Source organism: Microbacterium sp. ZW CA_36 (assembly GCF_044987475.1).
GTDB lineage: Bacteria > Actinomycetota > Actinomycetes > Actinomycetales > Microbacteriaceae > Microbacterium.
In genome coordinates, this window is record NZ_JBJDRL010000048.1 from 1 (window position 1) to 14603 (window position 14603).

The 14603-nt window shown below is 69.5% G+C and carries 12 protein-coding genes; 1 reads left to right on the top strand and 11 read right to left on the bottom strand.

What is annotated here, in order from left to right; all coding sequences use genetic code 11:
* Positions 1-43: 43 nt before the first annotated feature.
* From tpiA to ACI3KX_RS16590, 9 genes are all read right to left on the bottom strand, one after another.
* A complete protein-coding gene (tpiA, locus tag ACI3KX_RS16550) occupies positions 44-865 on the bottom strand; it encodes a triose-phosphate isomerase (RefSeq protein WP_404910402.1) in 822 nt (273 codons plus the stop codon).
* The gene (locus ACI3KX_RS16555; protein WP_404910403.1) at positions 856-2070 is read right to left on the bottom strand and encodes a phosphoglycerate kinase; all 1215 of its coding nucleotides are present in this window, start codon (positions 2068-2070) and stop codon (positions 856-858) included. Before ACI3KX_RS16555 ends, tpiA begins: the two co-directional genes overlap by 10 nt.
* A 7-nt stretch (positions 2071-2077) precedes the next feature.
* Entirely contained in the window at positions 2078-3088 is a 1011-nt protein-coding gene (gene gap, locus ACI3KX_RS16560; protein ID WP_363357503.1) for a type I glyceraldehyde-3-phosphate dehydrogenase, read from the bottom strand.
* A gap of 102 nt (positions 3089-3190) precedes the next feature.
* Entirely contained in the window at positions 3191-3817 is a 627-nt protein-coding gene (locus ACI3KX_RS16565) for a Fe-Mn family superoxide dismutase (RefSeq protein ID WP_308867439.1), read from the bottom strand.
* Positions 3818-4027: 210 nt separating this feature from the next.
* A complete protein-coding gene (gene whiA / locus ACI3KX_RS16570; RefSeq protein ID WP_308867440.1) occupies positions 4028-5005 on the bottom strand; it encodes a DNA-binding protein WhiA in 978 nt (325 codons plus the stop codon).
* A 61-nt stretch (positions 5006-5066) separates the two neighbouring features.
* Positions 5067-5948 carry an RNase adapter RapZ gene (rapZ, locus tag ACI3KX_RS16575; protein ID WP_349427685.1) on the bottom strand — a complete coding sequence of 294 codons (882 nt, stop codon included), beginning with the start codon at positions 5946-5948 and terminating at the stop codon, positions 5067-5069.
* A gap of 22 nt (positions 5949-5970) precedes the next feature.
* A complete protein-coding gene (gene uvrC / locus ACI3KX_RS16580; protein ID WP_404910404.1) occupies positions 5971-7899 on the bottom strand; it encodes an excinuclease ABC subunit UvrC in 1929 nt (642 codons plus the stop codon).
* A gap of 5 nt (positions 7900-7904) precedes the next feature.
* Positions 7905-10811: an excinuclease ABC subunit UvrA gene (gene uvrA / locus ACI3KX_RS16585; RefSeq protein ID WP_404910414.1), complete on the bottom strand. Its 2907-nt coding sequence runs from the start codon at positions 10809-10811 to the stop codon at positions 7905-7907.
* 120 nt (positions 10812-10931) lie between these two features.
* Positions 10932-11375 (bottom strand): MarR family winged helix-turn-helix transcriptional regulator, encoded by a 444-nt coding sequence (locus ACI3KX_RS16590; RefSeq protein ID WP_404910405.1) that lies wholly within the window; start codon positions 11373-11375, stop codon positions 10932-10934.
* A gap of 44 nt (positions 11376-11419) precedes the next feature.
* Between ACI3KX_RS16590 and ACI3KX_RS16595 the strand changes: the two genes are divergently transcribed.
* Positions 11420-11674, top strand: a complete 255-nt coding sequence (locus ACI3KX_RS16595; RefSeq protein WP_349427688.1) for a hypothetical protein — start codon at positions 11420-11422, stop codon at positions 11672-11674.
* 34 nt (positions 11675-11708) lie between these two features.
* On the opposite strand, the gene uvrB is transcribed toward ACI3KX_RS16595, so the two are convergent.
* Both uvrB and ACI3KX_RS16605 read right to left on the bottom strand, forming a co-directional pair.
* The gene (gene uvrB / locus ACI3KX_RS16600) at positions 11709-13790 is read right to left on the bottom strand and encodes an excinuclease ABC subunit UvrB (RefSeq protein ID WP_308867447.1); all 2082 of its coding nucleotides are present in this window, start codon (positions 13788-13790) and stop codon (positions 11709-11711) included.
* A 78-nt stretch (positions 13791-13868) separates the two neighbouring features.
* Positions 13869-14534, bottom strand: coding sequence for a hypothetical protein (locus ACI3KX_RS16605; protein ID WP_363357505.1), 666 nt, complete (start codon positions 14532-14534; stop codon positions 13869-13871).
* Positions 14535-14603 lie beyond the last annotated feature (69 nt).

Genomic DNA, 14603 nt, shown 5'->3' on the forward strand with positions numbered 1-14603 from the left:
CCGGGGGGGCGGGGAGAACCCCCCGCCGCCCGCCGGGCAGCGCTCAGACGCCGACGTGCTTCTGGTAGCGGATGATCGCGGCGAACTCGTCGACGACGAGGCTCGCACCGCCGACCAGCGCACCGTCGACATCGGGCTCGCGCATGAAGCTGGCGATGTTCGCGGCCTTCACCGAGCCACCGTAGAGAACCCGCGTGCGGGCTGCGGCATCCGCTCCGAGCTTGTCGGCGATGACCTCGCGAAGCTTGGCGCACACCTCCTGGGCCTGCTCGGGCGTCGCCGCCTGGCCGGATCCGATCGCCCACACGGGCTCGTAGGCCACGACGATGTCGGCATCCGCCTTCACGCCTTCGAGTGCGGCCTGGAGCTGACCGACCGGTACGGCGCTCGCACCGTGCTTCTCGAGGTCGTCGGCGGTCTCGCCCACGCAGATCACGGGAACCAGCCCGTGCTTCAGCGCCGCCTGCACCTTCGCGGCGACGATGTCGTCGCCCTCGTGGTGATATTCGCGACGCTCGGAGTGGCCGATGATCACGTAGCGGTTGTCGAGCTTCGAGAGGAACGCGCCCGAGACCTCGCCCGTGTACGCGCCGGAGTCGTGCGACGAGATGTCCTGTGCACCGAGCGCGAAGGGGATCTTGTCGGCGTCGAGAAGGGTCTGCACCGTGCGGAGGTCGGTGAAGGGCGGGAAGACCGCCACCTCGACCGAGCCGTCCTCGTGCTTCGCGTCCTTGAGCGTCCAGTGCAGCTTCTGGACGAACGCGACCGCCTGCAGGTGGTCGAGGTTCATCTTCCAGTTGCCGGCGATGAGCGGGGTACGCCTGGTCTGCGCAGCAGCCGTTGAACCAGCGCTGTCTACTGCCATCCGAGGACCTCCAGTCCGGGGAGCTTCTTGCCCTCGAGGAACTCGAGGCTGGCGCCACCGCCGGTCGAGATGTGACCGAAGGCGTCGTCGGCGAACCCGAGCTGGCGGACCGCCGCGGCGGAGTCGCCTCCGCCGACGACCGACAGACCGTCGACCTCGGTGAGCGCCTGCGCGACGGCCTTGGTCCCGGCCGCGAACGGCGCGAGCTCGAACACGCCCATCGGGCCGTTCCAGAACACCGTCTTCGAGCCGCGGACGAGCTCGGCGAACCGCGCTGCAGTGTCGGGCCCGATGTCCAGGCCCAGCCCGGAGGCGCCGAACGGCGTCTCCTCGATCTGATCCGCGCGCGTCACCACGTGCTCCGCGTCGGCTCCGAACTTCGAGGCGACGACCACGTCGGTCGGCAGCACGAGCTCGACGCCCGACTCCTCCGCGCGGCGCATGTACTCGCGGACGGTGTCGAGCTGGTCTGCCTCGAGCAGGCTCGAGCCGACCTTGTGGCCCTGGGCGGCGAGGAACGTGAAGAGCATTCCGCCGCCGATGAGCAGCCGGTCGACGCGCGGCAGCAGGTGCGAGATGACACCCAGCTTGTCGCTGACCTTCGAGCCGCCGAGGACGACCGTGTAGGGCCGCTCCGGGCTCTCGGTGAGGCGATCCAGGACGTCCAGCTCGGTCGCGATGAGCAGACCCGCCGCGGACGGCAGGATCTCGGCGAGCTCGTACACGGACGCCTGCTTGCGGTGCACGACGCCGAAGCCGTCCGAGACGAGTGCGTCGCCGAGTGCGGCGAGCTGTTCGGCGAACGCCCGGCGCTCCCCCTCGTCCTTCGCGGTCTCCCCCGGGTTGAACCGGAGGTTCTCGATCACCGCGACGTCGCCGTCCTCGAGGGCCAGGACGGCCTCCTGAGCGGACTCGCCGACGGTGTCGCGGGCGAAAGCGACGGGCTTGCCGAGCAGCTCCGACAGGCGCTGCGCGACCGGCGCGAGGCTGTACTTCGCATCGGGAGCCCCGTCGGGGCGACCGAGGTGCGAGCAGACGACGAGGCGTGCGCCCTGATTGATCAGGGCGTTGAGCGTGGGGAGCGTGGCCCGCACACGGCCATCGTCCGTGATGATCCCGTCCTTGAGAGGAACGTTGAGATCAGCACGGACGATGACGCGCTTGCCGGCCAGCGAACCCAGCGAATCGAGGGTGCGCAGAGCCATGGCGTGGTTACAGGCTCTCGGCGACGTACTCGGTGAGGTCGACGAGGCGGTTGGAGTAGCCCCACTCGTTGTCGTACCAGGCCGACACCTTGACCAGGTTGCCGCTGACGTTGGTCAGCTCCGAGTCGAAGATCGACGAGTGCGGGTTGCCCTGGATGTCGCTGGAGACGATCGGGTCCTCGGTGTACTGCAGGTAGCCCGCGAGGCGACCGTCGGCCGCGGCGGCCTGGTAGGCGGCGTTGACCTGGTCGACCGTGAGGCCCTCGGTCGGGGTGACGATCGTGAGGTCGACGATCGAGCCGGTGGGAACCGGCACGCGGTACGACGAGCCGCTGAGCTTGCCGTTGAGCTCGGGGAGCACGTGTCCGATGGCCTTCGCGGCACCGGTCGAGGCCGGGACGATGTTGATCGCCGCGGCGCGGGCACGGCGGAGGTCGCTGTGCGGGCCGTCCTGGAGGTTCTGGTCGGCCGTGTAGGCGTGGGCGGTCATCATGAAACCGCGCTCGATGCCGAAGGCGTCGTTGAAGACCTTGGCCAGCGGGGCGAGGCAGTTCGTGGTGCACGACGCGTTCGAGATGATGACGTGGTTCTCGGGGTCGTAGTCGCCCTCGTTGACGCCCATGACGACGGTCACGTCGTCACCGGTGGCGGGAGCGGAGATGAGCACCTTCTTGGCGCCGCCCGAGACGTGCTTCTTGGCGTCGTCGGCCTTGGTGAAGCGACCGGTCGACTCGATGACGATGTCGACGCCCAGCTCGCCCCAGGGGAGGTTGGCGGGGTCACGCTCTTCGAAGACCTTGATCTTCTTGCCGCCGACGGTGATCGAGTCCTCGTCGTAGGACACCTCGGCGTCCAGCGGGCCGCCGACCGAGTCGTACTTGAGCAGGTGAGCGAGCGTCTTGTTGTCGGTGAGGTCGTTCACCGCCACGATGTCGAGGTCCGCACCCTGCGCGAGTGCCGCGCGGAGGTAGTTGCGTCCGATTCGGCCGAAGCCGTTGATGCCGATCTTGACAGTCACGGAGTTTCTCCTGAGATGTGTCGTGCGCGAGTGCGCGGTTGGTGCGGTGCGAACGAGGACAACGGCGTCCCGGCGGGCGTCCCGCCGGGACGGCCGCGCCTTTTATGACAGTACCAGCAGGCCCGAGGTCTTCTGGCGGGCGGCGTCGAGGCGCTGCGCCACGTTCTGCCAGTTCGCGATGTTCCAGACAGCCTTCACGTAGTCGGCCTTGACGTTGAGGTAGTCGAGGTAGAAGGCGTGCTCCCACATGTCGAGCTGGAACACCGGGATCGTGCCCTGCGCGGTGTTGCTCTGCTGGTCGAACAGCTGCTGGATGATGAGCTGCTCGCCGATCGGGTCCCAGCTGAGGACGGCCCAGCCGGAGCCCTGGATGCCGGTCGCGGCTGCGGTGAAGTGCGCCTGGAACTTGTCGAAGCCGCCGAAGAACTCGTCGATCGCGGCGCGCAGCTCGCCCTCGGGCTCTCCGCCGCCCTCGGGCGACAGGTTGGTCCAGAAGATCGAGTGGTTGACGTGACCGCCGAGGTTGAACGCGAGGTCCTTCTCGAGCTTGTTCACGTTGGCCAGGTTGCCGGTCTCACGCGCCTCGGCCAGCTGCTCCAGCGCGGTGTTCGCGCCGGTGACGTACGCCTGGTGGTGCTTGCTGTGGTGCAGCTCCATGATCTTGCCACTGATGTGCGGCTCGAGGGCGGCGTAGTCGTAAGGGAGGTCGGGCAAGGTGTACTTCGCCATGTTCTCTTCTTCCTGTCGGCGCGCGCCGAAATCCCCGGCGCAGCGAGGGTGACGGAATCATCCTACTGAGCGGCAACGCACGGGCGACGGGGTTGCTTCCCACTGTGACGTGTGGAAGACGGTCCCCGGACCTCCAAGCATCGCTACACGCCCCACGGAGGCTCGGGCGTGCGCGGCCGGGCCGTGGCCCGCGGCATCAGCCGCGCAGGATCAGTCCTCGATGCCGGCGGGGACGGCCGACTCGGTGCCGGGCAGACCCTCGGCCTCGGCCTTCTTGTCGGCCATCGCGAGGAGGCGACGGATGCGGCCGGCGACCGCGTCCTTGGTCAGCGGCGGGTCCGCGTGGTGGCCCAGTTCGTCGAGGCTGGCATCGCGGTGCGCGAGACGCAGGTCACCGGCCTGGCGGAGGTGCTCGGGCACCTCGTCGCCGAGGATCGCGAGCGCACGCTCGACGCGCGCGCAGGCGGCGACGGCGGCCTGCGCCGAGCGACGGAGGTTCGCGTCGTCGAAGTTCACGAGCCGGTTGACGCCCGCACGCACCTCGCGGCGCTGACGCATCTGGTCCCAGTCGGCCGCCGCGCGCATGGCGCCCATCGCGGCCAGGGCCGCGCGGATCGCCTCACCCTCGCGCACGACGACGCGCGGGATGCCGCGCACCTCGCGGGCCTTGCCGGCGATGCCGAGACGGTGCGCGGCGCCCACCAGGGCCATTGCGGCCTCGGAGGACGGGCAGGTGATCTCCAGCGCGGCGGAGCGACCCGGGTCGGTGAGCGTTCCGGCCGCCAGGAACGCGCCGCGCCAGATCGCGGCGAGATCCCCGCGTGAGCCCGTCGTGAGCTTGTTGGGAAGCCCGCGCACGGGACGGCGCCGCTGGTCGAGGAGGCCGGTCTGGCGGGCGAGGGTCTCGCCGCCCTCGATCACGCGCACCGCGTAGTGGCTGCCCGTGCGGGCACCGGAGCCCTGCACGTGCACGAGTTCCGGGCGCACGCCGTACAGCTCGACGAGGTCGCGCGCGGTGCGCCGGGCGAGGATGTCGGAATCGAGTTCGGCCTCGACCGCGACGCGGTTCGCGATCGAGTGCAGGCCGCCCGAAAATCGCAGCAGCGACGTGAGCTCGGCGACCCGTGCGGTCGGGCGCGGGTCTCGCACGGTGATCAGCTCGGCCTTCACGTCAGCGGTCAGCGACACGGGACTCCTTCGCGGGTCTTTCGGGAACGACCCTCCACCCTACCGGCCGGGACGCGCCTCATCACTCCCGACCGAGGTCGCGATGCGTCACACGGACCGCCACGCCGGGCACCGCCGCGAGGCGCTCCGCGAGCTCGCGGACCATCACCACCGAGCGGTGCTTGCCGCCGGTGCAGCCCACGGCGACGACCGAGTGGCTCTTGTTCTCGCGCTGATACCCCTCGAGCACCGGGCGCAGCGCCGCGCTGTACGCCTCCAGGAACTCGGCCGCGCCGGTCTGGGCCAGCACGTACTCGCGCACCTCGGCGTCCTCGCCGGTGAACGGGCGGAGCCGCTCGTCCCAGAACGGGTTCGGCAGGAATCGCATGTCGGCCACGAGGTCGGCGTCGGGCGGCAGCCCGTACTTGAAGCCGAAGCTCTGCAGGGTGAGCGTGTGCCGCGCGGACCCCTCCTCGGTGAAGAGATCGGCGACCTTGGTGGCGAGCTGGTGGATGTTGTACGACGACGTGTCGATGATGACGTCGGCACCCTCGCGGACGGCCGCGAGACGCGCACGCTCCCGGCGGATGCCGTCGAGGATGGTCCCCTCGCCCTGCAGCGGGTGCGGGCGCCGCACCGCCTCGAACCGGCGCACGAGCACATCGTCGGAGGCGTCGAGGAACATGACCCGGATCTGCCGGCGCTCGCGAAGCGCCCGCATCGCATCGGGAAGGTCGGAGAAGAGGTCGCGGCCACGCACGTCGACGACGACGGCGACCCTCGGCAGCACTCCCCCGGCGAGCTCGGTGAGGTCGAGGAGCGGCTTCAGCATCTGCGGCGGCAGATTGTCGACCACGTACCAGTCGAGGTCCTCCAGCGAGTTCGCCGCGGTCGATCTTCCGGCGCCCGACATGCCCGTGACGATCAGCACTTCTCCGACGTCGTGACGCGTCGCCTCGCCCATGACCACCCCCGTCGAGCCCAGCCTACCCACTGGTGACGGGCGCGGGCTCCGCGAGGTGCGAGTGAATCGCCGCGGCGAGCTTCGGGCCGACGCCCGGGAGCTCGGCGATCTCTTCGGGGGTCGCCTTGCGCAGCGCCGACACCGATCCGAAGTGACGCAGCAGCGCCTTGATGCGGGCCTCGCCGAGACCCGGCACCTCGGCCAGCACGCTCTGGATGTCGCGGCGCCGCCGCTTGCGCTGGTGGGTGATCGCGAAGCGGTGGGCCTCGTCGCGCAGACGCTGCAGCAGGTAGAGCGCCTCGGAGGTGCGGGGCAGGATGACCGGGTACTCCTCCCCCGGCAGCCACACCTCTTCGAGGCGCTTGGCGATGCCGCACAACGCGATCTCCTCGTGGCCCGCATCACGGAGTGCGCGGGCCGCCGCTTCCACCTGCGGCTTGCCGCCGTCGACCACCAGCAGCTGCGGCCGGTAGGCGAAGCGCGGGCGCCGCCGCTCGGTGACGACGGTCTCGTCGGAGGTCACGTCGGGCACGAGCGGCGTGTCGTTCTCCTCCGGGCGGTCCAGGTAGGCGAGGCGCCGTGTGAGCACCTGGTAGAGCGAGTCGGTGTCGTCCGTGGTCTCGGCGACGCCGAACGAGCGGTACTGATCCTTGCGCGGCAGTCCGTCCTCGAAGACGACCATCGAGGCCACCACGTTGGTGCCGCTCAGGTGCGACACGTCGAAGCACTCGATGCGCAGCGGCGCCTCGGCGAGGTCGAGCGCTTCCTGCAGGTCGGTGAGCGCCTGGCTGCGGGCGACGTAGTCGCTGGTGCGCCGGGTCTTGTGGAGCATCAGCGCCTGCTGGGCGTTCAGCGTGGCGGTGCGCATGAGATCGGCCTTGCGGCCGCGCTGCGCCACCTGGATCGCCACGCCCTTGCCCCGCCGGGCGCGCAGCCACTCCTCGAGGTCGGCCGCGTCGTCCGGCATCGAGGGCACGAGCACCTGCTTCGGGATGTCGGCACCCGCCGCGTTGCCGTAGGTGCGCTGGATGACCTGGTCGACGAGATCGCCGTCGGAGATGTCGATCTCCTTCTCGATCGTCGTCGCGCGCACACCGCGCACGCGGCCACCGCGGATCACGAAGTGCTGCACCGTGGCGGCCAGCTCGTCCTCGGCGATGCCGAACAGGTCGGCGTCGGTGTCGGCGGCGAGCACGAGCGCGCTCTTGTTCAGCACCGCGTCGATGGAGTGCAGGCGGTCGCGGTAGACGGCGGCGGCCTCGTAGTCCATGGCCGCCGAGGCCTCTCGCATGCGCGCCGTCAGCTGCTTCGTGAAGCGCTGGTCGCCGCCGGACATGAAGGCGATGAAGTCGTCGACGATCGCGCGGTGCTCCTCGATCGTGACCTTCATCGAGCACGGTCCGCCGCAGCGCCCGATCTGGCCCGGGAAGCACGGACGGCCGCTCGCCATGGCCTTCTTGTACGACGAGTCGCTGCAGGTGCGGATCGGGAAGACCTTGATCATCAGGTCGATCGTGTCGTGCACCGCCCACACCTTGGGGTACGGGCCGAAGTACTTGGCGCCCGGGATGCGGCGGTTGCGCGTCACGATCACCCGCGGCGCCTCGTCGGCGAGCGTGATCGCCATGAACGGGTACGATTTGTCGTCCTTGTAGCGGACGTTGAACGGCGGATCGAACTCCTTGATCCACTGGTACTCGAGCTGCAGCGAGTCGACGTCGGTCGCGACCACGGTCCACTCCACGGACGCCGCCGTCGTCACCATGCGACGGGTGCGCTCGTGCAGCGTGTGCAGCGGAGCGAAGTAGTTCGACAGGCGCGCGCGGAGGTTCTTCGCCTTGCCGACGTACAGCACGCGCCCGTCCCGGTCGCGGAACCGGTACACCCCCGGATTGGTGGGGATCTCGCCCGGGTTCGGCTTGTACGGGACGGTGGGAGCGGAGCGCGCCATGCCGCTCAGCCGGCCTTGCGGGCCTCGACGAGCTCCGCCTGGCCGCCGACGCCCAGCACCTCGGCGAGGAAGACGCCGGTGTGGCTGGCTTCGACGCGCGCGACCTGCTCGGGTGTGCCCGTCGCGATGACCTCACCGCCACCGGCACCCCCCTCGGGGCCGAGATCGATGACCCAGTCGGAGGACTTGATCACGTCGAGGTTGTGCTCGATCACGATGACGGTGTTGCCCTTGTCGACGAGGCCGTTCAGCACCTCGAGGAGCTTGCGGACGTCCTCGAAGTGCAGGCCGGTCGTCGGCTCGTCGAGGACGTAGATGGAGCGGCCGTTGGTGCGGCGCTGCAGCTCGGTGGCGAGCTTGACGCGCTGTGCCTCGCCGCCCGACAGCGTCGTGGCGGACTGCCCCAGCCGGACGTAGCCGAGACCGACGTCGACGAGCGTCCTCAGGTAGCGATGGATCGCCTGGATCGGCTCGAAGAACTCCGCCGCCTCGGCGATCGGCATCTCCAGCACCTCGGCGATGTTCTTGCCCTTGTAGTGCACGGCGAGGGTGTCGCGGTTGTACCGCTTGCCGTGGCAGACCTCGCAGTCGACGTACACGTCGGGCAGGAAGTTCATCTCGATCTTGATCGTGCCGTCGCCCGAGCACGCCTCGCAGCGGCCGCCCTTGACGTTGAAGCTGAAGCGACCGGGCTGGTAGCCGCGGACCTTCGCCTCGGGCGTCTCGCTGAACAGCGTGCGGATGCGGTCGAACACGCCGGTGTACGTCGCCGGGTTGGACCGCGGGGTGCGTCCGATCGGCGCCTGGTCGACGTGGACCACCTTGTCGAGGTTCTCGAGCCCGGTCACGCGCGTGTGCTTGCCGGCCACCCGGCGGGCGCCGTTGAGGCGCGTCGCCAGGACCTGGTAGAGGATGCCGTTGACCAGCGACGACTTGCCGGAGCCGCTCACGCCGGTCACCGAGGTGAGCACGCCGAGCGGGAAGTCGACGGAGACGTTCTTCAGGTTGTTCTCACGCGCGCCCACCACGCCGACCTGACGCTTCTTGTCGATCTTGCGGCGCTTCTTCGGCGTCGGGATCGCCCGACGCCCCGACAGGTAGTCGCCGGTGATCGAGTCGCGGTCGGCGAGGAGTTCCTCGATCGGACCGGAGTGCACGACCTCTCCCCCGTTGACGCCGGCGCCCGGGCCGATGTCGACGACCCAGTCGGCGGCGTGGATCGTCTCCTCGTCGTGCTCGACGACGATGAGCGTGTTGCCGAGGTCACGCAGCGCGACGAGCGTCTCGATGAGGCGGCGGTTGTCGCGCTGGTGCAGGCCGATCGACGGCTCGTCGAGCACGTAGAGGACGCCCGTCAGGCCCGAGCCGATCTGCGTGGCCAGCCGGATGCGCTGCGCCTCGCCGCCGGACAGGGTCGCGGCTGCGCGGCTGAGGCTGAGGTAGTCCAGACCCACGCGGATGAGGAAGTCCAGTCGCAGGCGGATCTCGCGCAGCACCTGCGCGGCGATCGTCGCCTCGCGCTCGGTGAGCGTCAGCTTCGCGAAGTACTCGCGCGCCTCGCCGAGGCTCAGGCGCGAGGCATCCGCGATCGAATGGCCGTGCACCTGCACGGCCAGCACCTCGGGCTTCAGGCGCGCGCCGTCGCACACGGGGCACGGCACCTCGCGCAGGTACTCCGACCAGCGCTGCCGCTGCGTGTCGGACTCGGCCTGCGTGTACTGCCGCTCGATGTACGGCACGACGCCCTCGAAACCCGACGAGTAGCGCATCTCGCGGCCGTAGCGGTTCTTCCACCGCACCGTGACCTTGTAGTTCTCGCCCCGCAGCACGGCCTCGCGGACGTCGGACGGCAGCTTCTTCCACGGAGTGTCGAGCGAGAAGCCGAGGTCGTTCGCGAGTCCTTCGAGCAGGCGCTCGTAGTACTGGAAGAGCCCCTTGCCCTGGGTCGTCCACGGGATGAGGACGCCCTCGCGGATCGACAGGTCCTCGTCGCCCAGCATGAGCTCGACGTCCACCGACATGCGGGTGCCGAGCCCCGAGCAGGCCGGGCACGCGCCGAACGGGGCGTTGAACGAGAACGTCCTCGGCTCGATCTCGGTGAGCTGCAGCGGGTGACCGTTCGGGCACGCGAGCTTCTCGGAGAAGGACTGCCAGGCGGCGTCGCCCTCTTCGTCGACGAAGTTGATCTGCATGACACCGCCGGCAAGCGACAGCGCGGTCTCGACCGAGTCGGTGACGCGATCCAGGATGGCGGGCGCCGCGACGAGGCGGTCGACCACGACGGCGATGTCGTGCTTGTAGCTCTTCTTGAGCACGGGCGGCTCGGCCAGCTGGATCAGCTCGCCGTCGACGATGGCGCGCGCATAGCCCTTGGCGCCGAGCTCCTTGAAGAGGTCGACGAACTCGCCCTTCTTCTGGGTGACGATCGGGGCGACGATCTGGTACCGCGTGCGCTCGGGCAGCTCGATGAGCTGGTCGGCGATCTGCTGCACCGTCTGGCGCTGGATGACCTCACCGCACTCGGGACAGTGCGGCACGCCGATGCGGGCCCACAGCAGGCGCATGTAGTCGTGGATCTCGGTGATCGTGCCGACGGTCGACCGGGGGTTGCGGTTGGTCGACTTCTGGTCGATCGACACGGCAGGGCTCAGGCCCTCGATGAAGTCGACGTCGGGACGATCGACCTGTCCCAGGAACTGGCGGGCGTACGCGCTCAGCGACTCGACGTACCGGCGCTGCCCCTCGGCGAAGATCGTGTCGAACGCGAGGCTGGACTTGCCGGAGCCGGACAGCCCCGTGAAGACGACGAGCGAATCGCGCGGGATGTCGAGGTCGACATCCTTCAGATTGTGCACGCGGGCACCGCGGACGCTCAGCATTCCGCTGGCGCCGCCGACGGTCTTTGCGGGCATGTTCGCGGGCAGGGCGACAGGGACGATGGGCACCAGTCAAGTGTAGGCGGGGCCTCCGACATGAGGCCTGGGAGCCGTTCGCCGTGGGCGAAGACGGCGCGTCCGGCGCGGCGGCCCAGGTCAGCGCGCGCCGGCGAACGGGCGCAGCGCGTCGCGGAGGGCCAGGAGTGCCTGGGCGTCCGTTCCGACGCTCGCCATCACCTTGCCGGGCACCTCGAGAGCCTGCTCGCGCAGTCTCCGCCCCGCGTCGGTGAGCCGCACGTCGAGCACGCGCTCGTCGTCGTCCCGCCGCGAACGCGTCACGAGCCCCTGAGCCTCGAGTCGCTTCACCAGCGGCGACAGGGTCGCAGGCTCCAGGGCCAGCTCGACGGCGAGTTCGCGCAGCGACCGGGGCGATCGCTCCCAGAGCGCGAGCATGACCAGGTACTGCGGGTGCGTGAGCCCGAGCGGCTCCAGGATCGGCCGGTACAGGCCGACGACGTTGCGCGCGGCGGTCACCAGGGCGAAGCACACCTGGTTGTCGAGTGCGAGCAGGTCATCGGGGCTGAGGTCGGCATCGTTCACGTCCGCGATCCTATCGTGCACGAATCGTTAGTACACTAAGAACCATGCCTGAACCGGATGCCGCTCCCGCCGCCCGCCGCCCGCTCCGCGAACGTGTGCGGGAGGCCGGCGGGTGGTACGCGTTCCTCAACGCGAACCTGATCCGCGTGGCGGGACCTGCGGCGGTCGGGCCGTACGAGACGGCTCCCCCGCCTACGCCGGCCGAGCGCGCCGAACGCGCGTGCCCGCTGTGCGGCGCGCCCATCGCACAGCACACCTTCGACCGCTCGGGACCGAAGCCCCTGATGCACTGCCCCTGAGCCGGCACCGGCCGCCCGGCTCGAGGAGGTGCGACTACGCGTGCCCCGCGCGCTCCATGGCGCGCAGTTCCTTCTTGAGATCCTGCACCTCGTCGCGCAGGCGCGCGGCGAGCTCGAACTTGAGTTCGCCGGCGGCCGCGAGCATCTGCTGACTGAGGTCGGCGATGGTCGCCTCGAGCTGTTCGGCCCCCTCGGCCGCGATGCCCTCGCGTCGCAGCTGCGGCGTCGGGCTCTTGCCCATGCCGGACTTGGTCTTCGCCGCGGCCTTGCCCCGCAGCATCCGATCCGTATCGGACGCCTCTCGTGCCAGCACCTCGGTGATGTCGGCGATGCGCTTGCGCAGCGGCTGCGGGTCGATCCCGTGGGCCGTGTTGTAGGCGATCTGCTTCTCGCGGCGCCGGTCGGTCTCTTCGATCGCCTTGGCCATCGAGTCGGTCATCGTGTCGGCGTACATGTGAACCTGGCCCGAGACGTTGCGCGCCGCACGGCCGATCGTCTGGATCAGCGAGGTGCCGCTGCGGAGGAAGCCCTCCTTGTCGGCATCGAGGATCGACACCAGCGACACCTCGGGGAGGTCGAGGCCCTCTCGGAGGAGGTTGATGCCGACGAGCACGTCGTACACGCCGGCGCGCAGCTCGCTGAGCAGCTCGACCCGGCGCAGCGTGTCGACGTCGGAGTGGAGGTAGCGCACCCGCACCCCGTGCTCGCCGAGGAAGTCGGTGAGCTCCTCCGCCATCTTCTTCGTGAGCGTGGTGACGAGCACGCGCTCGTCGCGCTCGACCCGGAGGCGGATCTCTTCGAGGAGGTCGTCGATCTGCCCCTTGGAGGGCTTCACCACGATCTCGGGGTCGATGAGGCCGGTCGGGCGGATGATCTGCTCGACGACGCCATCGGCGATGCCCATCTCATAGCGTCCCGGCGTCGCCGAGAGATAGACGGTCTGGCCTACACGGTTCTTGAACTCGTCCCACCGCAGCGGCCGGTTGTCGAGCGCACTCGGCAGGCGGAAGCCGTGCTCGACGAGGGTGCGCTTGCGCGAGGCATCCCCCTCGTACATCGCCCCGATCTGGGGAACGGTGACGTGCGACTCGTCGATCACCATGAGGAAGTCGTCGGGGAAGAAGTCCAGCAGCGTGTGCGGCGGCTCACCGGGCGCCCTGCCGTCCATGTGCCGCGAGTAGTTCTCGATGCCCGAGCAGAAGCCGAGCTGCTGCAGCATCTCGAGGTCGAACGTCGTGCGCATGCGCAGGCGCTGGGCCTCGAGCAGCTTGTTCTGCGACTCGAGCTCTTTCAGCCGCTCGGCCAGCTCGTCTTCGATGGTGCCGATCGCGCGCTGCACCGTCTCGGTGCCGGCGACGTAGTGCGACGCCGGGAAGATGGGCACGCTGTCGAGCCGCTGCACCACATCGCCGGTGAGCGGATGCAGCATGAAGAGCGCCTCGATCTCGTCGCCGAACATCTCGATGCGGATGGCGTACTCCTCGTACACCGGGATGATCTCGATGGTGTCGCCGCGCACGCGGAAGTTGCCGCGCGAGAAGTCGACGTCGTTGCGGTTGTACTGCATGGCGATGAACTTGCGGATGAGCGCGTCGCGGTCGTACACCTCACCCACCTGCAGCGCGACCATCGCCCGCAGGTACTCGTCGGGCGCACCGAGTCCGTAGATGCACGAGACGGTGCTGACCACGATGACGTCGCGGCGGCTCAGCAGCGAGTTGGTCGTCGAGTGCCGCAGCCGCTCGACCTCGGCATTGACCGAGGAGTCCTTCTCGATGAAGGTGTCGGTCTGCGGGACGTACGCCTCGGGCTGGTAGTAGTCGTAGTAGCTGACGAAGTACTCGACCGCGTTGTGGGGCATGAGCTCGCGGAACTCGTTGGCCAGCTGCGCCGCGAGCGTCTTGTTGTGCGCCAGCACGAGGGTCGGCCGCTGCACGGCTTCGACGAGCCATGCCGTCGTCGCCGACTTTCCGGTGCCGGTCGCGCCGAGCAGCACGACGTCGGTCTCACCGGCGTTGATGCGCGCCGCCAGCTCGGCGATCGCCTGCGGCTGGTCGCCCGACGGGGCGAATTCGCTCACGACCTCGAACGGCCGCACGGATCGAGTGGTCTGCACCTGTCCAGCGTAGGCGGCGCCTCCGACATCGGGGCGGCGTTCGCGACGAGCGGATGCCGCGGTCGGGCGTCCTGCGGGTCAGCCGCCGAATCCCCCGCCGCCGTCGAAGCCACCGCCGCCGAACCCTCCGGCGTCGAATCCTCCGCCGTCGAACGCTCCGCCGCCCCCGTCGAACCCTCCCGAGCCGCCGCCGTCGAACCCCGTGAAGCCGGGATCGTACGTCTCGCCCACCCAGGCCGGCTCGGAGCCGAGCAGAAGCGACCCCGCACCCATCGTGTAGTACATGGTCACCGAGGTCGACAGCAGGAACTGGTTCGCGACGATCGCCATGATCCCGACGCTCGTGAGCATGTTCCGCACATCGACCTGGTCGCGCGGGTCCGACTCGTCGACGCCGACCGCCGTGCGCGCCGGATCCGCAGCGCTTCGCGTCGCGGCATCCGTGCCGTCGTCCGCCGCGCGCCGGGCGGCGCGGTGCTCTTCTGCACGACGGACGAGACGGGCGATCACGGTGGGATCCTCGGCCGCCGCGTCGCGCTCGGACTCCGCGAGGAACGGGCGCAGCTGCTCGAACATCTCGCGGCGACGCTGCGGCGGAACGTCGGCGAACGCAGACGCGTGCGCGCTCTCGATCACCGAGGCCGGGAGCGTCCCGAGCAGGTAGACGTAGCGCGAGATGCGCTCCTCTTCGCTCGCCGCACGATAGGGGGCACGACGCCGCCGGAACTTGGAGAGCATACCCATGCGACACCTCCTCGGGTCTGATCCCAGGCTAGTCCGCAGAGCGACGTCGCGGTACGGCCATAGCGCCGG